Origin of the sequence: Flavobacterium sp. ACN6, from assembly GCF_002304005.1 — a bacterium.
Classification (GTDB): domain Bacteria; phylum Bacteroidota; class Bacteroidia; order Flavobacteriales; family Flavobacteriaceae; genus Flavobacterium.
The window spans coordinates 142,307-165,653 of record NZ_MRCQ01000013.1 but is presented as its reverse complement, the minus strand read 5'-3'; the positions used below and the strand labels follow the sequence as shown (position 1 = coordinate 165,653).

Annotated in this window: 14 protein-coding genes; all 14 read right to left on the bottom strand. The window is 36.1% G+C overall.

The features are described from left to right. Window positions 1-194 precede the first annotated feature (194 nt). Window positions 195-2,123, bottom strand: a complete 1,929-nt coding sequence (gene nagB, locus BSF42_RS18245; protein WP_253251112.1) for a glucosamine-6-phosphate deaminase — start codon at window positions 2,121-2,123, stop codon at window positions 195-197. A gap of 129 nt (window positions 2,124-2,252) precedes the next feature. Then, on the bottom strand, window positions 2,253-4,346 hold the full coding sequence (locus BSF42_RS18240; RefSeq protein ID WP_095954527.1) for an alpha-L-fucosidase: 2,094 nt from the start codon (window positions 4,344-4,346) through the stop codon (window positions 2,253-2,255). Between the two features lie 203 nt (window positions 4,347-4,549). Next, the gene (locus BSF42_RS18235; RefSeq protein ID WP_095954526.1) at window positions 4,550-5,107 is read right to left on the bottom strand and encodes a YdeI family protein; all 558 of its coding nucleotides are present in this window, start codon (window positions 5,105-5,107) and stop codon (window positions 4,550-4,552) included. 52 nt (window positions 5,108-5,159) lie between these two features. Next, the gene (locus BSF42_RS18230) at window positions 5,160-5,477 is read right to left on the bottom strand and encodes a MazG-like protein (RefSeq protein ID WP_095954525.1); all 318 of its coding nucleotides are present in this window, start codon (window positions 5,475-5,477) and stop codon (window positions 5,160-5,162) included. Window positions 5,478-5,480: 3 nt separating this feature from the next. Further along, entirely contained in the window at window positions 5,481-6,395 is a 915-nt protein-coding gene (locus BSF42_RS18225; protein WP_095954524.1) for an AraC family transcriptional regulator, read from the bottom strand. Between the two features lie 39 nt (window positions 6,396-6,434). Further along, window positions 6,435-6,740, bottom strand: coding sequence for a hypothetical protein (locus BSF42_RS18220; RefSeq protein WP_095954523.1), 306 nt, complete (start codon window positions 6,738-6,740; stop codon window positions 6,435-6,437). An 11-nt stretch (window positions 6,741-6,751) separates the two neighbouring features. Beyond that, a complete protein-coding gene (locus BSF42_RS18215) occupies window positions 6,752-7,558 on the bottom strand; it encodes an SDR family oxidoreductase (protein WP_095954522.1) in 807 nt (268 codons plus the stop codon). A gap of 127 nt (window positions 7,559-7,685) precedes the next feature. After that, on the bottom strand, window positions 7,686-8,192 hold the full coding sequence (locus BSF42_RS18210; RefSeq protein WP_095954521.1) for an endonuclease V: 507 nt from the start codon (window positions 8,190-8,192) through the stop codon (window positions 7,686-7,688). 303 nt (window positions 8,193-8,495) lie between these two features. Beyond that, window positions 8,496-10,916 (bottom strand): sugar-binding domain-containing protein, encoded by a 2,421-nt coding sequence (locus BSF42_RS18205; RefSeq protein ID WP_095954520.1) that lies wholly within the window; start codon window positions 10,914-10,916, stop codon window positions 8,496-8,498. A 386-nt stretch (window positions 10,917-11,302) separates the two neighbouring features. After that, complete coding sequence (locus tag BSF42_RS18200) at window positions 11,303-14,830, bottom strand: malectin domain-containing carbohydrate-binding protein (RefSeq protein ID WP_095954519.1); 3,528 nt, start codon at window positions 14,828-14,830, stop codon at window positions 11,303-11,305. A gap of 403 nt (window positions 14,831-15,233) precedes the next feature. Further along, on the bottom strand, window positions 15,234-17,963 hold the full coding sequence (locus BSF42_RS18195; RefSeq protein WP_095954518.1) for a glycoside hydrolase family 20 zincin-like fold domain-containing protein: 2,730 nt from the start codon (window positions 17,961-17,963) through the stop codon (window positions 15,234-15,236). 316 nt (window positions 17,964-18,279) lie between these two features. After that, window positions 18,280-19,173 carry a sugar phosphate isomerase/epimerase gene (locus BSF42_RS18190; RefSeq protein ID WP_095954517.1) on the bottom strand — a complete coding sequence of 298 codons (894 nt, stop codon included), beginning with the start codon at window positions 19,171-19,173 and terminating at the stop codon, window positions 18,280-18,282. Window positions 19,174-19,268: 95 nt separating this feature from the next. Next, on the bottom strand, window positions 19,269-20,414 hold the full coding sequence (locus BSF42_RS18185; RefSeq protein ID WP_095954516.1) for an exo-alpha-sialidase: 1,146 nt from the start codon (window positions 20,412-20,414) through the stop codon (window positions 19,269-19,271). A 143-nt stretch (window positions 20,415-20,557) separates the two neighbouring features. Further along, window positions 20,558-23,308: a glycoside hydrolase family 78 protein gene (locus BSF42_RS18180; protein WP_095954515.1), complete on the bottom strand. Its 2,751-nt coding sequence runs from the start codon at window positions 23,306-23,308 to the stop codon at window positions 20,558-20,560. Window positions 23,309-23,347 lie beyond the last annotated feature (39 nt).

The following is a 23,347-nucleotide window of genomic DNA, read 5'->3' as shown; positions in this document are numbered from 1 at the left end:
GAACTTTGCGTAAATCTTTGCGCTCTTTGCGGTTAAAAAAAAACTTCGCGGTTAAAAAAAACTTTACGGTAAAAACACAAAACGCATAAAAAACGAAAATGCGGCCAACCACGACCGCATTTTCTCTCAATTATAGGTAACTAACCAAAATAAACCATGAAATAGTCTATTATCTTTATTGCTGCAAAAATTACTTAGAAATGATAACGTTTAAACGCTTCGATAGCCGAATAATCTGCTAATCCTAAGTTGTGATATTTTTCTGCAGTCAATCTATTTCTGTCTTCAACTCGCACCCAAAACTCCCTGCTGTCATCACCTTGAAACATTACGCCGTCTTTTTGAGACTGGTGATAAAAAATTGCATGTCGTTTCTTCAAAACTTGGTCAGGACTCATTGGTACTGCCATGTCAATTTGGTACGATTCCCATTCATGCCACGCTCCTCTGTAAAGCCAAACCCAGCATTCGTCCATAAAGCTTTTATGTTTTAATCTTTTCAAAGCTTCAAACAAACTGTCTAAACAAACTTTATGAGTTCCGTGCGGATCTGCTAAATCTCCAGCGGCATAAATTTGATGCGGTTTTATTCTTTCAATGATATCGCACATAATCTCGATATCTGCATCCGAAAGATTATTTTTCTTAACTGTACCTGTTTCATAAAAAGGAAGATCTAAGAAATTTACATTTGAATCTGGCAAACCAATGTAACGAGTTGCCCCGAAAGATTCACTTCTTCTAATTAATCCTTTTAGTTTTCTTACTTCTGGCGAATCAATTTCATTTCCTGTTCTGTTTTGTAAGAAATCGATAATTTCATCTGAAACAGAAGAATTCAGATTCAACGCTTTTGAAATTTCAGCAAATTTTAAAGCCTCTTCGTTAGAAACAGCAATATTTCCTGAAGTCTGATACGCGATATGAACTTCATGCCCCTGCTCTACCAAACGATCAAATGTTCCTCCCATCGAAATTACATCATCATCTGGATGCGGACTGAAAATAATTATCCTTTTCTTCTCTGGAGTCGAACGCTCTGGTCTGTACGTATCATCTGCATTTGGTTTTCCTCCCGGCCATCCCGTAATGGTTTGCTGCATTTTATTAAACATCTTAATGTTTAAATCGTATGCAGTTCCTTCTTCTGTTAAAAGACTCGACATTCCGTTGTCGTTATAATCTTTATCGGTAAGTTTAAGGAAAGGTTTCTTCGTTAACTCACTTAGCCAAGCCACCGCTTTCAATTTTAATTCATCTGTCCAAACGCAAGACTTTACAAGCCAAGGCGTTTTTACTCTTGTCAGTTCAGATGAAGCTTCTGTATCTAGAACAAATGTTGTGTTGTTATGCTCTTGTAAATACGTAGCCGGCACTTGCGAAGAAACCTCGCCCTCGATTGTATCTCTTATAATTCCCGCTTTACTGATTCCCCATCCTAGTAAAACAATTCTTTTTGCATTTCTAACGGTTCCAATTCCCATTGTAATGGCTTTTCTCGGAACATTGTCAATTCCTAAAAAAGAAGAAGCCGCATCGACACGTGTCAAATGATCCAAAGTAATACTTCTGGTTCCTGAGTTCACGTGCGAACCTGGCTCATTAAAACCAATATGTCCTGTTCTGCCGATTCCTAAAAGCTGAAAATCCAATCCTCCATAAGATTTGATCTTCATCTCGTAATCAATGCAGTATTGTTGTAATTCCTCGGCACTCACCTGCCCGTCTGGAATATTGATATTTTCTGAAAGAATATTAACGTGATTGAACAAATGCTCGTGCATAAAATGATAATAACTCTGAATATCATTTTTATCCATCGGATAATATTCATCTAAATTGAAGGTCACTACGTTTGCAAAACTCAGCCCTTCTTCTTTATGTTTTCTTACAAGTTCTTCATAAACTTTGATTGGAGAAGATCCTGTTGCCAAACCTAAAACACAAGGTTCATTCAGCTCATTTTTTCTCTGAATCAAATTGGCAATTTCCTGCGCGACTAATAAAGAAGCCTCCTGCGACGATTCGAAAATAACATTATGAATTTTCTCGAAACGAGTTTCTTCAAACTTTCCTGCTTCTGTAAAACCTATATCTTCTTTAATCATATCGCTGTCGCTCATTTAATTAATGTAAGATAAAAGTAGAATTTAATAATCTGCTGTAACTAAAATTTCGACTAATAACGACTACCGTTCGTCAGAAAACAAAATAGGAAACTTAAAGCAATTTTAAACTTTCAAAAAAAGCATTTATTCGATAACATTAATTTCAGCAATCGAAACACTTTGCCCTTTTCCTACGGCAGCTGTTGCAACAAATCTTAAAAATCTTGCTTTTACTGCAGCAAAACTCTTAAATTGTTCAATCGGGTTATGTTTGATATTGGAAAATTCTCCTTCAGATTGTTTCGTCCACGTAATATTGTCTTCGCTAGTGTAGAATTCATAATTCGAAATCAAATTCAAGTTATTTCCAACCTGCTGTGGTATATAAGTAAAACCTTTTACATCTATCAATTCTCCCATATCGATAATGACAGCTTGCGGTAATTTATTTTCATCATTTCCAAATCCCCAATCCGTATTAGCATCGCCGTCAATAATTTTTTCAACCGTTTTAATGTCACCGCTTGAAACAGAAAGTACTTTCCATTTTTCTTTAGAAACACCATATTTAGCCATTTTAACTGCACTATTGATTTTCTCTTTTGTGTTTCTAGAAATTGCTTTAATTTCTACCGCTTTATTATAAGTAAAAGGAGTTTTGTATAAAGTGCTTTTTTCAGAAGGTGTTTTTCCATCCAAAGTATAATAAACAGCATTGCCTTCTTCCGATTTAATCGTAACCAAACCATTTTTATCACGAACAATGTGTGGCTCTTTTACAAAAGTTGGTGCATTGTAAGCCTCAATTGTACTAATTACAAAACCAGCTTTTGCATCTAAAATATTAATTCTAATTGCTGAAGCCGTCACGCGGTCTAAACGCAGAATTCTTTTGTAACCAATAGTAGTTTCATTAGCAATTGTTTTCCATTGTCCGTTTACATTGGCTTCAACAGAAAATGCTTTTACACGCTGCCCAAGCTTTATATATTCCTGAAGTAAAATTCTATTTATTGCAGTAGGTTTTTTAAAAGTAAATTCGACTGAAGCTTGTTTAACTTTATCATCGGTTGCCCAATAGGTATTTTTATTTCCGTCTATAACATTTTGAGGACCAAAATTAGAATCTGTTCCTCTTGTATTTGATGCTTGAACTGTAGATCCAGCTAGTAATTCTTTTTTGAAATCTGCTTTAATAGTAGCCACTAATTCCTTCAATCTCGCTTCGTCATTTTCATGAACCAATCCGCGTCTGTCTACTGGAAGATTCAATAACAAAGTTGCATTTCTTCCAATTGATTCATAATAAATATCAACCATTTCGTCAAGCGAACGCACTTTATCATCTTCAGCCGCATGATAAAACCACCCTGGTCTTATGGAAACATCAGCTTCTCCCGGAACCCATTTTTCGCCGTCTTCATGTCCAGACATAAATTCGCTGTAATGTACTTTCCCAGCCAATTCATCTTTCTGACGAAGTAATGACCAATTGGTTTTTCCTGCACGTCCTTCTTCATTTCCTATCCACCTTGCTTCAGATGGTCCAACGCCCCAAACTAATGTTTTTGGCGCGATATCATAAATCAATTTATACGTTTCATCCCAATTATAATACGTAAGCGAATTGATTTTACGGGTTTCGTTTGCCCCTCCATAATATCCGTCGCCGCCATTTGCACCGTCAAACCACATTTCGAAAACATCTCCGTAATTGGTCAATAATTCTTTTAACTGATTTCTGAAATATGTAACATATTCTGGTTTACCATATTGCGGATGGTTTCTGTCCCAAGGCGAAAGATATAATCCTAACTTTAAATCATATTCTTTGCAGGCTGCCGCCAATTCTTTAACCAAATCACCTTTTCCATTTTCCCAAGGAGAATTCTTAACAGAGCGTTCTGTATATGCCGATGGCCACAAACAAAAGCCGTCGTGATGTTTTGCAACCAGAATAATCCCTTTCATTCCCGCCTCTTTCACCACGCGCGCCCATTGACGAACATCTAATTGCGACGGATTAAAAAGTTCTGGAGATTCGTCTCCAAATCCCCATTCTTTATTGGTAAAAGTGTTTAATGAAAAATGCACAAAAGCGTAAAACTCCATTTCCTGCCAATCAATTTGTTTCTGAGTTGGAAGCGGTCCAAAAGGCTTTGGAGCATTCGCCAATTCCTGACTCGAAACATTAGAAATTACACCAAAAAGACATAAAGAAAGGAATATTTTTTTCATTGCTGATTTGCTTTAAAATAGTCTATAAAGCATAAATGTACTATAAATTGATTTTCTGACATACAGAATTTCGACCAACAGCAGGTTTGACAGCGTTTTGGTTTTGGATAAAGGGATTTTTCTTTTCAATCCAAAAATAAAAATGAGAATATCAGATTAAAACATAAATGGCAGCAAACTAACCAAAGAGATATAATTAAAATTTAGGTCATTCTCTTTTGCTTTTCGCTTTCTGAAATAGTCTTTTCAAGTCGCGACTGCCTTGTTTTTTCTTGCTTGGCACTCATAATCCAGTGAATCATTACTTTTTTATAAGACGGTGCCTGCTTTTCAAAAAATTCCCATGCCGTTTTATTAGCCTTAAACTCATTTTCGTAAGCTGTATCAAGCGGAACTGGTTCTTTTTCGTGCGAATAAATTTTAGATTTATTCTCAGTTCTAAAACTAAACGCTTTTAATCCTGCGTTAGTCATTAGTCCTGCTTTGGTTAAATCCTCCATCTTTTGAATATTAATCGCGCTCCAAATACTCGAAGTTTTTCGAGGAGTAAATCGAATAGTATAACTATCCTTATCAATCGATTTCCTCACGCCATCAATCCAGCCAAAACAAAGTGCCTGATCTACAGATTCTGACCAGCTCATAGAAGCTTTCCCGCTGTTAACTTTGTAAAAACCAACCAAAAGTTCGTTTTGATTTTTATGGTTTTTCTCCAGCCATTTTCTAAATTCAGCCGATACTGCAAAAAAAGTTGGTTCCATTTTTATTCTTATTATTTTATAAATTGAAATAAATTGAATTCATAAATTACTATTACAATAACTTTTCTGTTTTGGCTAAGAAATCTTCCGCAGCCGATTCGATATTGATATTCATTCTTTCCGCCAAAACGGTAAGCCACCAAATCGATTCACCAATTTTGTGATTTAATTCTTCTTCAGTATTTGCTTTTGGCCATCTGCCTTGCTGCGACATTACGTTTCTAGCTACCAAACCAGCATCTGTTAAAAAGGCCAGCGCATCTTCTTCAATAGTCCATTCACTTCCATGATGTGCCAATTCTAATTCGTGATAACGCTTTCTAATTTCAACGGAACGTTTTTTTAACTCTTCAAAATTTAATGATGCCATATTTTAATTTTTAGTAAATGATTTTTTAAAAGCAATCGGACTGCTGTTTGTTTTCTTCTTGAAAAGTTTATTGAAAGACTGCGGATGCTCAAAACCTAATTTATAAGCAATTTCAGAAACCGATAAAATTCCTTTAGCAATATATTCTTTGGCTTTTTCGATTAATTTATCATGAATAAACTGCTGTGTATTTTGTCCAGAAGTACTTCGCAGTAAATCACTTAAATATCTGGATGACAACTGCAATTCGTCAGCAACATATTGCACGGTTGGCAAGCCGTTTTCTAGTGGTTTTTCGCTATTAAAATAATCGTTTATCACATTTTCCAGTTTAGAAAGCACATCATTATTAACGGCTTTCCGTGTTATAAACTGGCGATTATAAAACCTATTACTATAATTGAGTAAAAGCTCTATTTGCGAAATAATTACGTCCTGACTAAAATGATCAATACGTTCGTTAAGTTCATTTTGAATATTACTGAAAACGCCCAAAATAGTTTCTTTTTCTTTCTCAGATAAATACAAAGCTTCAGCGGCGGAATACGAGAAAAATCCATACTTTTTGATGTTCTCGTTTAAAGAATAAGGACGAAAAAAATCAGGATGAATATTAAGCGACATGCCGCTGTAATCTGCTTCTTCTTCCTGCATTTTCAAAATTTGTCCAGGAGAAACAAATGACATGCCGCCCTCTTCAAAATCATAGAAACCGTGTCCGTATTTCAGTTTTCCTGTGAAATTTGTTTTGAAAGATATTTTATAAAAATCCAAAACAATTCCGTTTTCAAAATCTTTCGGATCAAATATTGCTTCACCGTAATTCAGAATACTGATTAGCGGATGCATGGGTTTTGGTTGTCCCATTGCTTTGTGCAATTCTGAAATAGAATTAAATATTTTGGGTTGATTTTTCATTTTAGTGGATTAGAGCCGCACTTAAAACATGCTGCATTTTTACAAATTTACGAAATGTTCTACTGGCGTAATGTTCCAGCTTACCGTACTTTGATCAATCATATCATGTACAGGCGATTCGCTCAATTCAGTCATTAATTTATGCATTGCGTCTGTACCTTCTGCAACGCTGTCCCAAACCAAAAGATCATAAACAACATCTTTTTTCAGTTCAAAAATAGTTCGGGAACGAAATCCCTTTTGGCGTTTCAAAAAAGCATCGATTGCTGTATTGGCCTCAATAAATTGTTGTATTGTCAAACCTTTTAGTTTAAAAGTAGTCAATTCTATAGCTTGATTTTTCATTTGATTTAAAATTAAAAAGTAAACATTGTTTTAAAATTTTGCACCTGAGTTTCTGCACCCAATTTCAAACGTTCCTCGTACAATGAATTGGCATCATTTCCGGCAACATATCTCAACTGACTTTTATTATCTGTTGCGGCTTCATAAATAATTTTTGCAACATCTTCTGCTTTTGTATAATTGCTAATTTGCTCCTCGCTATACCCTTTACTAACTTCCTGAGTTAGTTTTTCATATGCCTCGTGCTGTCCAATGTCCATAGATCTTGCCGTAAAATCAGTCTGCATTCCGCCAGGAGCGACCACTTTTACCTGTATTCCAAATTGGATTAATTCTGATGCCAGACTTTCAGAAAATCCGTCAACAGCAAATTTTGTAGCACTATAAATCGAACAAGTTGGAAAACCCATTAATCCAAAAGTCGAAGTAATATTGATAAAAGTACCTCTTTTCTTTTCACGAAAGTGAGGAACAAATGCCTTTGAAACTCGAATAACTCCAAATAAATTAGTAACAATCTGGCGTTCGATTTGATGATTTTCTAAAGATTCTAAAGCGCCAATTAAGCCATAACCGGCATTATTTAAAACAACATCAACAGAATATTGTTCTGTAATATTTTTGATCACAGCATCAATTTGTCCCGAATTCGTAACATCTAACGGAAGTACAATCACATTTTTCAAATGATTTAATTCTGTTTCCTTTTCCGGATTACGCATAGTCGCGATTACCTGCCATCCTTTGCTTTGAAATAATTTTGCCGTAGATTTTCCTAATCCTGATGAAGCTCCTGTAATAAAAATTGTCTTTTGCATTTTGAATTGTTTAAAATTATAATGCAAAGATCAGCCGAAGTTTAAGGTTAGAATTAGTCGTTTTGGAGGATATGTTAGCCAAAATGACGGATAGAAAAAAACTCCATTATTTCTAACGGAGTTTACATTATACATTCTCTTTTGTCAATCGATCCAATTCCTTCAATAATGTCGGAATTCTAAATTCGCCTGCCATGCTTTTTACTTTTTGAACAGCATCTTCCAATTCAATACCAATTGCCGTAACATATAATGGTTTGATACTATCACCTCTTACTATGCCGACTTTATCTTTTTCAATCGATGCAAAATTTGTTTTTGCAACGCCAATAATCGGAATTTCTTTATTTAGCTTTTCATACAAATGACCGCCTAAACCGTATTTCTTATCATCATCTAAATAAACAAAACTGTCTACTATTACGACGTCAACTGTTTTCAAATCAATCTGATTTAATAAACTTAAAATACAAGGTAATTCTCTTCTATAAAATTCGCCTGGAATATATTCTTCTACGTTTTCTATTATTTCGGTGTGAATTTTGAAGTTTTTACTTTCCGTCCAATCTTCAAATTCCAGACAAACAGTTTTGGCTTTTCCGTCGTAATAATAAGTATCAAAGGCTAATATCATAGTGTTTCATTTTGTATCAAAAATGGCTAATATAAAATTAATTTTAGTACAAAATCAACTTTATTATTTACAAAAAAACTCCATTATTACTAATGGAGTTTTTGAATTTTATTTTAATATTTTAATATACCGCTCCGATGGAGCTTGTGTGAACTGGGTAAATTTTTATCTATAAATATTTCGCTCTTCCAGAGCTGAAAATATTTAATTCCATAGAAAGAGCTCCATAGGAGCGTAATATTTGTAGAAAATATTACGGATTCGAACTAAAGCCCCAGCGGGGCGACATATAAATTCAAATTATCAATTAACCTTTATATCAAGAGAAGAAACCGGAATTCGATTTCCTGTAGTCGCCTTCAAATGAATATTTTCTTTCTTTCCATTCGACTGGATAATCGCAATACATTTTCCGCTGAAAAGCTTGCATGAATTCGCTTTAAAAGAATCTAAATTGGCCTGATAGCCATTATCAACTCCAACCAATTTTCCTCCTCCGGAAACTTCAAAATTGATTAAATCTGTGGCATTTGGCAACAAGTTTCCGTCTTTATCAGTTAGTGAAACCGTTACATAAACCAAATCATACGAATCATTTTTGATGGTCGTTTTATCAGCTTTTAAATCAATTTTAAAAGCTTCGCCAGCGGTGTGAATTTCTTTTTCTAAAACCACTTTTCCATTGTTTCTAGAAACCGCTTTAATCGTTCCCGGCTCAAACTTAACACGCCATGAAATATGCAGATCATCATTTTGTTTTTCTTTTTTTCCGAGCGATTTTCCGTTTAAAAATAATTCTACTTCATCGGCATTATTGTAATACGCCCAAACTTCAACTTCCTGATCTTTTTTCCAGTTCCAATGCGGAAAAATATGCAGAACAGGTTTGTTCGACCATTCACTTTGGTACATATAATACACATCTTTTGGAAGTCCCGCCAAATCGATAATTCCGAAATATGAACTTCTTGCCGGATAAGGATACGGATCTGGTTCTCCTATATAATCGAAACCTGTCCAGATAAAAGTTCCTGCCATGAAATCTTGTTTCTTGATCGTTTTCCAGTTCTCTTCGTGCGTTGCGCCCCAATACGATTTTACCTGATCGTAAGCCGAAACAGTCCAATCTGCATTTCCGTCAAACGGAGCACCGTGTTTTGTCGGCCATGCTTTAATTCCGTCAGGAAAATCATAATGCCCGCGTGTTTCCAATGCCGAAACACTTTCAGATGCTACTATTTTTTGTCCTTTAAAACGGACTGGAAAATCTTTATAATCTTCGTGTTTGTAATTGAATCCCAAAAGATCTAAAGCACCCGATTGGTAAATGAAATTCTTCTCAATTATATTTTCGGTCAAAGCCGAAGTTACGGGACGAGTTGTGTCTAAAGATTTTACAATTTTAGCCAGTTCTCTCGTAATCGCAATTCCCGTACTGTCAAATTGTTCCCTGATTTCGTTACCAATACTCCACATCATAACCGATGGATGATTGCGGTCTCTTTTAATAAAATCTTCTAAATCCTGTTTGTGCCACGCGTCCCAGTCTTTGTGGTAATCGTTGGTTACTTTTTTCTTTTTCCAAACGTCAAAAGCTTCGTCCTGAACAATAAATCCCATTTCGTCGCACAATTGCATCATTTCTAAAGAATGCGGATTATGTGACATTCTAATAGCGTTTGCTCCCATTTCTTTCAACAATGTCAGTTTTCTTCGGACAGCATGAATGTTTTCAACCGCACCCAAAGCACCGTTATCGTGATGCAGACAGACTCCTAATATTTTGGTTGGTTTTCCATTTAAAGAGAATCCTTTCTCCGAATCAAAACTAAAAAATCGAAATCCAAGCAGTGTCTCATAATTGTCAACCAATTTTGATTTCTCATAAATTTTAGTCACCACTTTATACAAATATGGATTTTCTGTACTCCATAATTTCGGGTTATTCAGAACTAAATCATGAATCTTTTTTTCTGATGTTTTGGCACCAATTTTTTCTGTTGAAGTAAAATTTGCGACTTCTTTATTCTCAGCATTTAAAACAGAAGTAACCAATTTAAATTTTTTAGAAACAGAATTATCATTATCAATCGTAACTTCTACATGTATCTTCGATTTTTCAGCAGAAACTTCAGGAGTTGTTACAAAAGTTCCCCACTTTCCTACGTGTAATTTTTCAGTCGCAACCAAACGTACATTTCTATAAATCCCGGAACCTGTATACCATCTTGAATTTGGCTGAGCGTCATTATCGACTTTAACCGCAATGATATTCTCTTTTCCGAAATTCAAATATTGCGACAATTCATAACCAAACGAAATATAACCATTCGGACGAATTCCTAGTGATTTCCCATTTATGAAAACTTCACTATTCTTAAAAACACCATCAAATTCTATTGAAACTGTTTTGTTTTTCCAATTTGCAGGAACAGTAAACACTTTGCGATACCAGCCTTTTCCAGCCGGTAAAAATCCCTGCGCCTGTTTGGTTTTACTTTCTTTGTCAAAAGCGCCTTCAATACTCCAATCATGAGGTAATTGCAATGTTCTCCAATCTTTCGCATCAAAATTTGACTGAATTGCAGTTGGATGATCTCCTAATTTGAAATTCCAGTTTTTATTGAAATCTTCGACAATTCTAGCTTGTTTTTGTGCAAAAATCGAAACCGAAAACAATAAGGCTATTGTAATTTTTTGAAATATGTTTTTATGTTTAATCATAAATATGTTTTTTATTCTAGTATTCTTTTTAACATCGTTTTGTCATCCTGAGGAACGAAGGATCACACTAGATAATCCGCTCCTAATTGTCGCCAATCTTTGTCGAGTTTCGTGTGTGATCCTTCGTTCCTCAGGATGACAAACTGAACGTAATACTGGTTTTCTTCACTTTGCGCGGACTTCTCCCGAAGCCTCGGGATCGGTCAACCTGACAAACCGAATAAACCTTTGTTCCTTTACTTCTTTATTTCTTTACTTCTTCGCGTCTTTGTGTCTTCGTGGCAAAATCTCTACGACAATTGGAACGTAGACGCACTGCTATGCGTCTCAACAGAAAAAAACCTTTGCCCCTTTGCCTCTCTGAACCTTTGAACCTACAAAAAAACCTATTGAAACTCAAAATTATCCAGCATCAATCCTTTCAAATCATCTCCTTCCAAAGTAATTTTATACGTTCCCGCATTAATATAACCACCAGAAGTGGTATTTAAAATCTTCCATTTTTCTGGCGAAGGAAAAAATTCAATGGTATCGTTTCGCATTAAAATTCCGTAGGCATCTTCCATTTTGAATTTGACTTTTAACGGCGTTTTATTTCGGTTCATAAATTTAAAACGCATTAAATATATTCCAGCCACGCCGGGTTTTACCTCAAACTGAATACTGTTTGCTGTCTTTTTGGTAAACTCAATATAATCTGCTTTTTTGAAATTTCCTTTTTCGATGCCGCTTCCGGTGCTTTTTGCTTTTTCGGCCTCGATAATTACAACAGGTCTTGAATCGTCTTTTTCGCCCATATCATAAGTTGGCACAACGGCGATAGAACTTATAGATTGGGAGTTATCAAAAAGAACTTTCTCTCCTTTTTTTACTTTTTTACTGAAAACGGTGAATTCAGTACGATTACTATTTTTAGCTTTTTCTTCTATTTTTTTATAATCTGATAACGAAGCGAATTCTTTGATTTTACTGTCAACGAAAACAAAAATGGTAGATTCTTCTTTTACAGTAAATGAGCCTTTAATTTTTGAATGATCTGAAAACTGTAAATAATCTGCTCCAAAAACTTCTGAAGGCAATTCAGTAAAAACAACATCAGAATCTGAAAATTGTTTTGAATTAATATCCAGCCACGAAGCTATTCTGTTTGTTTTATCATACGAATCTAAAACCAGATTCTCAATGTTCTTTGGAGACTGATCTGCAGGTTTTTCAAACCTCTTTTTGGTTCCAATGGCAATTGCCGAAATAATGGCCTGTCCCGCTTTTACGTTTGGAAACGAAATTACAATTTTTCCATTTTTGCTTTTTACAACAAATGTTTTCTTTAATGCCTGATCATGTCCGGCTTCTGCCCAAATATCAAGATCTTTTAAAACAATATTATCGTTTATGGCAACATCAAACAAACGCCAGCCTTTACAATCCATTCCGCCTCCGGTTCCGTACCACGGTTCTGTAAAATATAATTCTACTAAATATTCTCCGTCGCTTACAGGAAATTCATAACGCAATTTATCTACTCCGTATCTAAAACTTTGAAATAATTCTGGATCTTTTGTTCCGTTTATTGGATCGAAAGTCGTTCTTTGACTCGCGAAGAAATCGGGAAGTTTTTCAAAATTATCCGTCCAAGACAAAGATCCATACGTATATTGTCCGTTTTTGTGTGTATCGGTAAACCAGGTTTTTCCAGAACTGTCGGTCATTTCAGAACCACCACAATTTACTCTATATATATAATTGTACCCTTTTTTCGCTTGTGTAATATTGGCTTTATCAGCAGTCAAAGCATTTAAATTTGGCGCTTTCGGAAGTGTATTTAAAACAATATAATCTTTAGCAACTGCCACACCATTTACATAACCAACGGCATATAAAACATTGTACTGAATATTGACATTATTGAATTGAAAATGCTTCCCGATTCCCGGATTTTTTAGTTTTCCTAATGATGATGCATTGACGTCGTTGAACAATTCTACTTCATCACAATTCGAGTAAACATCGATTCCGTTTTTAATTCCTGCCGAATCCCAACGGCTTGGCCAAGTGTGCGAAACAATGTAAACCATCGGATTGGTTTTGTTCGAAACGTAATTGGCGCGGTACATATAAAATGCATCCAAAGGTTCGCCCCAAATCGTAAAAAGTCCTTTGTAATTTACAGGGCCAACTTTGTCGATATCCCTAAATCCTTCGCCGTTTTGAACTCTTCCCGGATTTTCGTGCGAAGCAAAAAGCCAGTTGAACTGCCCTGCAATTTTATCTTTAACCGATTCTGCTTCACGGACTTTAATTTCCATTAATTGAGAGAATCTGTTTTCGCTCAAAGTTCCCTTTTGGTCAAATTCACCTTCGGTATGTAAATCGGCAGAACGCCATGCGCCGTATTCGCCGTTTAGCAATTGTGTGCTCATTTCGACATGATACTTTAGAGGATCACCGCCATAGGTTCCTGACCAATTTTGAACTACATTCCAATCTGTTCCTTCTCCGCCGTTACAAGTTGTTACGATTCTTTGTGAAGCAGATAACGGATCCATTTCCCGGATGATCTGCGTGCATTCTTCGGCAAATTCCTTCGGAATTGTACTTTCATTCTGCAATCCCCACATGACAACCGACGGGCTGTTTCTACGTTCTTTAATCCATTCGCGTAAAAGTGTTTTGAAATTTTCCTTGAATTCTGGCGTATCGTACCAAATATGTGCCGAAAACTGACTCCAAAACAGGATTCCGTTTTTGTCTAATTCTTTTTGATACAATAAATTATGAGGTTGGTGTGCTTCTCTAAAAGCGTTAAATCCTCCCGCTTTTATCTGCTCGATTCTGGAATGAATCATTTCGTCTGAAAACGAATGGCTGTTTCCAATTAAATGCTCGTATTCGCAGGTTCCGTTAATAAATAAAGGTTCGTCGTTAATAAAAAAACGATTGTCTTTTCCGTCTCGACTAACCGGCCAGCTCACCCACCGGATTCCGTAAGGAGTTGTTAACTGATCGATAATTTTTCCGTTTTCATAAACAGAAGTGACCAGTTTATATAAATAAGGATTTGACGGTGACCATAATTGCGGATTTAAAATCTCTGGAAGTGTCTGTGCTATTTCTTTTGTTTCTCCAGAAGCGTATTTGATATCATTTTTTGTACTAACAGTTTTCTTTCCCGAACCATCATAAAGAACATTTTCAACCGTTAAATTTCGTTCTGAAGTACCGTAATTCTTGATTTCTGTAGTAGTATGAAGAATGGCTCTTTGTTTGGAAACCGATTTGTCATTCCAGATATGAACGCCAAAAGGTTCAATTCGAACATCATTTGTTACAACTAAAGAAACTGGTCTGAAAATCCCCATTGGCTGAGAACCTTCTGAAAATCCCCATTCGCCGGAACATCCTCCGCAAACCCAAGGAAGATCTGCTATCAAGGAAGGATGCGAAGCTTTAACTAAAATTGTATTTTCTTTGTCGAAATGAACTGCTGTTGTAATGTCTAAAGTAAAAGTAGTTCTGCCTCCTTTATGCTGTCCGACCTTTTTGCCGTTTACCCAAACATCTGCGTACGAACTTACACCTTCGAAGTATAAAAAAAGTTTTTTTGAAACGTCTTTTTTATCGAGTTTTAAAGATCTTTTGTACCAGGCAGTACCATGTAAATTTCCGTGTTTTGTTCTTCTGAAACCATAATACTGATCCCAATTGTGAGGCACACTAACCTGCTGCCAATTGGAATCAGTTTCTGGATGGTCTACAAACCTCTCTTCTTGTGCAGGAAGATTTTCCAAGATTACGGTTTCCCAAGACGAATTCAGTGAAATTTCTTTACGAAATTTCCCCGAATCTTTGCTCTGACTCCAAACAAAGCAAAGACTTGAAAAAAAACAAAAAATAAAAAAAACTATTTTCTTCATATTTTCTACGTTCCTGCAAGGTTTTAAAAACCTTGCAGTCTTGATTTTTTTAACGATGACTAGAATACCTACAAGGTTTTGTAAACCTTGCAGGAAATTCATAAGCTGATCTCATTTGTTTTGTCAATTCGACAGAGGAGAAGTCACACTTGCAATTCTACAAAGATTGTTAATGTACTATGCGGAGTTTCTAGTGTGATCCTTCGTTCCTCAGGATGACAAAATTGTGTTTATATTTCTTAACGGACCTGACAGATTTTATCCCGAGGCTTCGGGAATGTCAGGTCTAAATTAACTGCGAATTTGCGTGAGGGATTGAGGCGGTATCCTTTTATGAAGCTTCAGCGGAATAAAAGATATAGCCGAAAGCCCGACCCGGAGGGACACGCCCAACTTATTCTTATTAATAAAACAACCAGTCTATAGCCGCTTTTTCTCCTGCATCGATATACCCAACATCGCGCGGTGTTATGGTTTGATCTGCATCGATAAAACCTAAAATTAATACTTTTCCTTTTCCTAAATCTAACTTATTCTCGCCAGGCTGAAACGTATATGTGTGAATGTTTACGCGCGGAAGCTCTTTTAAATTCATGGCACTTGCCAGAATAACTTCGGCTTGACCGTGGGCGTTTCCTGCAGCATCTGTTTCTAAACTTGGCGGCAATAAAAATCTTTTCTGATCTGAATTGAAATAACCCACTACTAATTTAACTGCTTTTGTGTTTTTAAACTTCAAATGTGTTCCTTTTTCGTTTTGATCGTTTTCTACATACGTAAAACCTTTTAGATTTTGAAGTTCCGGAGCTATCTTCGTCAATTCAGAAATGTCTGTTCCATAAACTTTTGTTCCCGTTTTAACTAAATAAGTTGCCGGTTTTTCATCAATAAAAGTTACTTCTGCCGTTTTCCAAGGCTTTCCTTCTTTGGTTTCAATTTTACCATCTTTTGAAGATTTTAACTTGTCCAGATTTCTTTTAAAATTTGCCAATTCTCGTTCGTAATGCGGTAATAATTCTGCCCACGTTTTGTTGTTTCCGTCATCGCCCCCAATTGGAATTCTACGCTGCGCGGTCTGCATACTGTTGGCATAATAATACGTATCTTTTGTGAGATTGACCAATAATTCGTAATGCTCCAAGCTTTTTTCTAAGTGAGGCATTGCTTTATCTAAATCGGTAATATCGTTGGAATAACTGTATCTCAACACCAATAAAGCTGCTTTTACTTTTTCTGAAAAGAAATCGGCGAAGGCTTTATAAGCATGCATATCGTTTTTAAGACGTAGAAATTCTTCTTTGTCTTTGGTTACGCTTTTTTCGGCTTTGTCAATCGCTTCAACTGCTAATCTTCCGTGCTCTGTAATTTCTGCAATAATCTGCGTTGGAAGTTCGCCCGAATGCGGTTCTTTATTCCATTCTTTTTTAGCATATTCTAAAAGCAATTCTCCAGCTGGCCCGCATGATTCATGGAAACCTGGATAAACACGCCATTTTGATGGATTAACCAATTGACTTTCAAACATTCCTAATAATAAAGTCTGACGGTTCCCCTCTGTAATTCCGAAACGTCTTAACGTTTTTGGCGCAATTTCTCCTGTTTCATCATACGCTTTTTGGATGTTATTTGCCGCTTCTAAATCGGTTCCGTATTTAGCTGCTAGGTCATTATTCCAATAGTTAACTTCTTCTTTTCGGTCTCTTTTACTATCCCATGCATATCTTGCCCAGGCCTTGTACCAAATCCAGTCACGATCCATTTCTAATAAACGTTCGCCTGTTTTGGTTTTATCTGCCGAATAAGGCCAATCCCAATACGAAGCTTGCGGATATAAATGCAGTGCATTTGCCCCGTGAACGCTGTGCATTGCTTTTACGGTTTTCTGGATAAAGTCTGGCGAACCGTATCTAAATGGTTCCAAATTTGCCAAAATATGAACATTCTCAATATGAATTGATTGTAAAGCACTTAATTGTTTGTGTGTTTCTCCCCAAGGTCCGCCTGGCGTATAAGTCGTTAGAGACTCTCCGGTATATTTACTTTCTGTATATAAATTTTTGTATAACGGAAGTGATTTTTCCATTACCAAAGGCCCATCTGTATCGTGAGAACGAAGGATAATTGGCGGTTCTTCTGTTTTTCCTAATGCTTGTAAACCATCACGAACGCCTGGAATAATGGTTTTGGTAAACCATTCTACATCGTCATCAACGGTATTGATTGCTTCTCCCAAACAAACCATTAATCCAACATTTGGATATTTTTCGATAAAAGCGGCAATAGATTTTCTGGTATAATCTGAAAGTAAAGGCGTAATTGGACGCGAACGATCCTGAGTTTTAATGTTGTAGTGCTCTGCAAAAGGCTTAGAAACAATGATATTGTAAAACATCTGAATTACCCAGATTCCTCTTTTATTAGCTTCTACCGTTAAGAATTTATAGATTTCTTCGTTCTTTTTGAAATCTTCATCACTTACTTCTACCGCAAACGGATATTCTTTCAATTTCACTAAAGAGGCAAACGGATGTCCGTTCCATAAATACAAGGAATTCATTCTGTTTTCTACCAGCATGTCCAAATACTTTACCCATAGTTTTTTATCGTAAAACCAAGGAAAAGTTTCAGGCGTGTACGGATACTCGTAAACATCACGACCCGGAAGGTAAACGGGTTTCTGCATTCCGATACAAGCTCCTCTTAAAACCATTTCCGGACTGTCGTCAATATTAATTTCTGATGGAAGTTTTCCTGAATCTTTAATATGGTCTGCTACTTCTAATGCGCCATATAAAGCTCCAGAAGCATCTGTTCCTTCGATGTAAATAATATTTTTTTGAGTGCGAATTTGAAAGCCTTCTTTTTTAGTCAGTTTGCTATCATCTATTTTAGCACTTTTTGCGTTTTGTTTCCAAAAATCGGTTCCCTTTTCTCCAATAACAATTACCTGATCTTTTGACTTTGTAATTTTATTGGAAGAAGTAGTTTTGAAACCTTTAGCAGCTAATGTTTCGGATAGTTTTTCGGCTCCGAATTTTGCTCTCGGCGAATTGGCATCGCTAACGATAGTTACATTTTGCGCTGTCGCGAAAGAGACGTAGAAACCTAAAAAAAGTAAGCTTAAATATTTCATTGTATTATGATTTTATTCTTGAAATCGTATTCTGTTTGTTATTTCGATCCCGAGGCATCGGGAGAGAAATCACACTAGAAATTCCTTATAGATAATCACTAATCTTTGTCGAGTTACGCGTGTGATCTCTCGTTCCGCGTGATGACAAAACTGAGAGAATAAATCTGCTCAATCTGCAAAATCTGCGTGAAAAAATTTACTCTCGCAGATTTGGCAGATCTAGCAGATATTTCTTTTGATATTTTTGCCACTCATTAAAAGATTTCCACAGATTAAAAAAATCCTTTTAATCCTTTTAATCTGTGGCTGAATATTTTTAATTTTGAAAAATCTTTTTCAAATAGGCCACATTTGCGCCGTAATTGGCTTTTACATTGTGTACCTGCGTTACGTCACGAGAACGCTCTACAATAAGCCAGCCGCTCCATTTCATTTCATCAAGCGTTTGTTTAATTTTTGGCATATCGATCGCTTTGTCATTTTCTAACCAAAATTGATCTGTATTTGAAGCGTGAATCTGAGCTATATATTTCTTTCCTAAGATTTTTAATTCAGATGAAATATCTCTGCCGTTATCAACTGCGTTGGCGAAGTTGAAAGAACTCTTAATATATTTTGAACCCACTTCTTCTAAAAGTTTTTTCTCTTCTGTGGCGCTCAACGAAGTTTCAATAGCAATAACACCGCCTATTTTGCCCACTTGTTTTCCTGCCCATTGTAATCTCTTGATCACTTCTGGACGTAATTCTGGATTCTTCACCAAATCACTTTGCGTTCCCAAGGGAAGATAAGCCACTTTTACGTTCATATCTTTCATCGTTTTGATGCAGTCGTCGATCATTGGCGTAATTTCTCTGGTCGCAAAAGACTGCGCATAGAACCCAGACATGGCAATAGAACTGATTCCAACTCCGGTTTCTTTTGATTTATCTAAAAACTTTTGTCTTTCTACGGGATCGCCCAATTTACTGTCAAAAGTGGGGCGGGTTCCTAAACCTCCCATGTCTAGTTCGATTCCGTCAGCTTTTATTTCTGCGGCTAAGCCAAAAGAACCTAACTTTTGTCTTTTTAAAATCATCCAGTCGCAAACCGCTACTCTGTATTGCTGTTTTTTATTAGAAGACTGCGCTGTTGCACAACTGTTGAATGTTGTGGATAAAGCAACAAATAATGCAATAATTAAGTTTTTTTGAATAGAAATTGACTTCATAATTATTATTTTTTTTGCCACGAATTCCAGCAATTTTCACTAATTTTTAAAATATAATTCGTGAAAATTCGTGAAATTCGTGGCGAACTTTTTCTTTACTCTTCTTCAGCTTTAACAGCCGTTACTACTTTTCCTTCTTCGCCCGGCCATATTCCGTTTTTGATTGGAAGTGCTTTTAATTTACTTGGATCTACTTTTACATACTTCAGCTTTTCTCTTCTCCAAGTGTAAACGATATGCACCATTCCGTCTGAACTCTGAATCATAGACGGATACGAATACTGACTGATTTTTGAATCTTCTAAAACCAAAGCTGCTTTCCAATTAATTCCGTCATCTGAAACAGAAACATTCAAAGGCGTTCTTGGGCCTTTTGCTTCTTTTCCGGGAGGTAAAACGTGATTGTAAACTAATAGATGTTTTCCATTTTTAAGCGTTACGGCATCTGTTCCGGAGTTGTTATTTGGAAGTCCGATTAATTCTACATCTGACCATGTTTTTCCGTTATCTTTAGAGAATGTGCTGAAAATAGCTCTGTTTCTGGTTCTTCCAATGGCTTGAATACTGCCGTCTTTGTGGAATAATATACTTGGCTGAATCGCATTTATTTTTTGTTTTCCTCTTGCAAGCGTGTCGCCCATTATCCATGTTTTTCCGAAATCAGGAGTAGATTCCATACGAAGTCTCCAGCCGTCGCCTTCAATACTTGACGGACATAATAAAGTTCCGTTGCTTAATAAAACTGGTTTATTTTTAATTGGCCCTAAAAATCCATCTGGCATTTTTTTAGCATCAGACCACGTTTTTCCGCCATCAGATGAAGTTCTGATTACGCCCCACCATTCTGATGGTTTTGGTCCTATTTTGTAGAAAAGCATTAAATCGCCGCCCGGAATTTGATACAAAACCGGATTCCATGTTGGTAATCTCGGACCTTCTTTCATCACGCCATCGGCAACTTTAACGCCTTCGCCCCATTTATCACTTCCTTTCGGTTTGATGCTTACATAAATACAAACATCTGGATGTCTTTCGTGTGTTCCGCCAAACCAAGATGAAACTAAATCACCATTTGTGGCTTCGACAATTGTAACTGCGTGGCAAGACGGATAAGGCGCTTTATCATAAATAAATTCATCAACCAGAATACCTTCTTTCCAAGTCTTTTTTTCTAAAGCCGATTTACAACTTCCTAAAAGGAATAGTCCAAACAAGACAAATGCTAATTTTGTTATCTTCATTCTTAATTTAATTATGAATTAAAATTTTCAACTATAAATACATTCCTACTATTTTTTTAGGTAAAAATATTTATTAAGTGTAAAAATAACACTAAAAAATTAAAAATGTATCCTGTACTGTCCCGAATTATTAAAAATGCAACTTATTTAACGTTTAGAATATAGGTTCCTGAAGGAAGTGTAATAGCAAAATTACTTTTTTCACTTTTATAAGAATGTGACGTTTTATCTAATTTCTGTTTGTTGATCGAAACAGCCGAAACATCTGTTGTAGGAAGATAAACCACTGCTGAACTATTTGCAGGGATGGTAATCTTCCAAACCAAAGCTTTTTTATCTTTTTTCCAGTCACTTTTAATCAAGCCGTAAACCGATTCGTAAGAAGCGTTTACATACGTTAAGCCCGCATTAAAATCTGGTTTCATAGTGATTTGTTTGAAACCCGGAGTTTCTGGATTGCTTTTTATTCCGGCCATATTTTCATAATACCAAATCAATAAATCGCCTAAAAGCATCACATGGTTTTGCGAATTCATTGCAGGATCTGCTGTGTTTCCATTCCATAATTCCCAAATCGTAGTTGCGCCGTTTTCGACCATATAACCCCAGCTTGGATAGGTTTTGTTGGATGCCAGTTTGAAAGCTAAATCGCCACGGCCAAAGTTGGTTAACGTTCGCATTAAAAACTGAGTTCCGATAACGCCTGTACTTACATGACCGTTTTTGGTCACTTCTACTTCATGCACTAAATTTTCAAACACTTTTTGCTGTAATGCTTCAGGAACCATTCCGAAAGTCAAAGGCAGTAAATTAGCTGTTACGGTATTATTCGCGTAATTGTTTTTTGATGTATTGAAATATTTAGCATTGAATGCTTTTTTAATTCTTAGGGCCAATTCGTCATAATGGGCAATATCTTTCTCCGCATTGGCAATTACCGCAAACTTTTTCATGGTATTTAAAAGCTGATAGAAAAAAGCACTCGAAATCAATTCGCCGTCTGTTAAACGAGATGGATCTTTCGAACGAATTAACTCTAACGATTCAGGCGGAACGCACCAATCACCGTATTTATCTTTGGTCATAATATCATCAACCAAATAATTTTCTTCCATATAATCCATCCATTTTTTCATAGACGGATATTGTTTTTCGACTACTTTTTTATCACCAAATTGTTGGTACAACATATCCGCAACCGTAATATAAGTACCCGGCCAGGTTACATTATCGCCGTAATAACGCCAGAAAGCTGGTGCCACATCTGGAATTCCGCCATCTATAGTTTGTGCGTTTTTAATATCATCCAGCCATTTTGCATACAAAGTCTGATTGTCAAATAAAAAACTTTCGCCATAAGCACCGGTTGTTCTGTCTCCCAACCAAGGCTGGCGCTCGTTTCGCTGCGGACAATCAATCGGCATTCCTTTATAATTCCCGCTGATTCCCCACCACGCATTCTTAAAAATCTGATTCATAATTGGGTTCGAAGAATCAAAAGTTCCCGTTGTGGCAATGTCATCATAAACGATTTTTCCAATAAAATTTTCTAAACTTGGTTTTGTTTTAAAACCTGAAATTTCAACAAATCTGAAACCGTGAAAAATAAATCGGGGTTCCCAAACTTCTTCTCCTTCGCCTTTTAAAGTATAAATATCTGTTGTTTTGGCATCACGCAAATTGGCAATGTACAATGAACCATCTGTCCGTAATGATTCTGCAAATTTCATCGTGATTTTATCGCCCGCATTTCCTTTCACTTTCAATTGTAACCAGCCTACCATATTTTGTCCCATATCTAAGATATAAGTTCCTTTTGGAGTCTGTTTGATCGAAATAGGTTTTACTTCGCCTTTTACTTTCATATTCGCCGACATCTGTCCTTCGTAGAATCCGCCTGGTTCCTGAACATATTCTGCCGAAAGCCATTTTTTATCATCAAAATTTGTGGTATTCCAACCTTTCATTTCTTTGCGGGCGTCGTATTCTTCTCCGTCGTATTCGTTGTTCGATAAGATTGGTCCGTCGGTTGTAATTTTCCAAGTATCGTCTGTGCGAATTACCTCTTTGCTTCCGTCTGTATATTCTACAAATAATTGTAAAGCCATTTTCGGATAACCAAATGTTTTGATTTTATAGGGTTTATAATCCTGACGCATGGTAAAAAAACGTCCGTTTCCTAAAATAGTCCCCAATGTATTTTTACCTTCTTTCAATTGCAAAGTCACATCAAAAACATTGTATTTTATATTCTTTGTATAATCCGTAGGAACGGGCGCCAAAACCTGATCGCCAATTTTATTTCCGTTAATATATAACTCGTACAAGCCCATACCAATAATATAAACTTTGGCACTTTTAACTTTTTTCTTAAGATCAATTTCTTTTCTTACATATCGGGCTGACAATCTCGAATACTGTGAAATACTATCACCCGGAGAAGCTTTTTCATAGCCAATCCAACGAGTCGATTTCCAATCGGCATAGGTTAAAATACCAATACTGAAATGTGCATTTTCTGTAGATTTTACTTCGCCTTTATTTGTAGAAACAATTACTTTCCAGTAAACATCTTGTCGGTCTTTTAGCTTTTTTCCGTTGTAAATTAAGTTTACAGATTCTTCGCTTTGTACTTTTCCGCTATCCCATAAATCAGCGTTTCCTGCGTTTAGCTTTTCTAAAGTTGAAGCCGCTAAAATTTGATAATGGGTTTGTTTTACATCATTTACGTTTGCTTTTATTTTCCAGCTCAATCTTGGCTGTAAAACATCAATTCCTTCTGGATTGGTCAGCATTTCGCATTTTAAATCACTCACAAAGATTTTGATTTGGGCTTTCGCCGAAAGTGTAAAAAGTGAGATGATTATGGTAAGATGTAAAAAAAACTTTTTCATAATTTTATTTTAACCAATGTAAAGTCCCAAAGGGACGAT

What these genes read in the sequence shown, in the direction of transcription:
- BSF42_RS18200 (WP_095954519.1), bottom strand. Translation starts at nt 14,830, where the DNA reads ATGAAGAAAATAGTTTTTTTTATTTTTTGTTTTTTTTCAAGTCTTTGC.
- BSF42_RS18210 (WP_095954521.1), bottom strand. Translation starts at nt 8,192, where the DNA reads ATGATATTAGCCTTTGATACTTATTATTACGACGGAAAAGCCAAAACT.
- BSF42_RS18195 (WP_095954518.1), bottom strand. Translation starts at nt 17,963, where the DNA reads ATGAAATATTTAAGCTTACTTTTTTTAGGTTTCTACGTCTCTTTCGCG.
- BSF42_RS18235 (WP_095954526.1), bottom strand. Translation starts at nt 5,107, where the DNA reads ATGGAACCAACTTTTTTTGCAGTATCGGCTGAATTTAGAAAATGGCTG.
- BSF42_RS18240 (WP_095954527.1), bottom strand. Translation starts at nt 4,346, where the DNA reads ATGAAAAAAATATTCCTTTCTTTATGTCTTTTTGGTGTAATTTCTAAT.
- BSF42_RS18205 (WP_095954520.1), bottom strand. Translation starts at nt 10,916, where the DNA reads ATGATTAAACATAAAAACATATTTCAAAAAATTACAATAGCCTTATTG.
- BSF42_RS18215 (WP_095954522.1), bottom strand. Translation starts at nt 7,558, where the DNA reads ATGCAAAAGACAATTTTTATTACAGGAGCTTCATCAGGATTAGGAAAA.
- BSF42_RS18230 (WP_095954525.1), bottom strand. Translation starts at nt 5,477, where the DNA reads ATGGCATCATTAAATTTTGAAGAGTTAAAAAAACGTTCCGTTGAAATT.
- BSF42_RS18185 (WP_095954516.1), bottom strand. Translation starts at nt 20,414, where the DNA reads ATGAAGATAACAAAATTAGCATTTGTCTTGTTTGGACTATTCCTTTTA.
- BSF42_RS18220 (WP_095954523.1), bottom strand. Translation starts at nt 6,740, where the DNA reads ATGAAAAATCAAGCTATAGAATTGACTACTTTTAAACTAAAAGGTTTG.
- BSF42_RS18190 (WP_095954517.1), bottom strand. Translation starts at nt 19,173, where the DNA reads ATGAAGTCAATTTCTATTCAAAAAAACTTAATTATTGCATTATTTGTT.
- nagB (WP_253251112.1), bottom strand. Translation starts at nt 2,123, where the DNA reads ATGAGCGACAGCGATATGATTAAAGAAGATATAGGTTTTACAGAAGCA.
- BSF42_RS18180 (WP_095954515.1), bottom strand. Translation starts at nt 23,308, where the DNA reads ATGAAAAAGTTTTTTTTACATCTTACCATAATCATCTCACTTTTTACA.
- BSF42_RS18225 (WP_095954524.1), bottom strand. Translation starts at nt 6,395, where the DNA reads ATGAAAAATCAACCCAAAATATTTAATTCTATTTCAGAATTGCACAAA.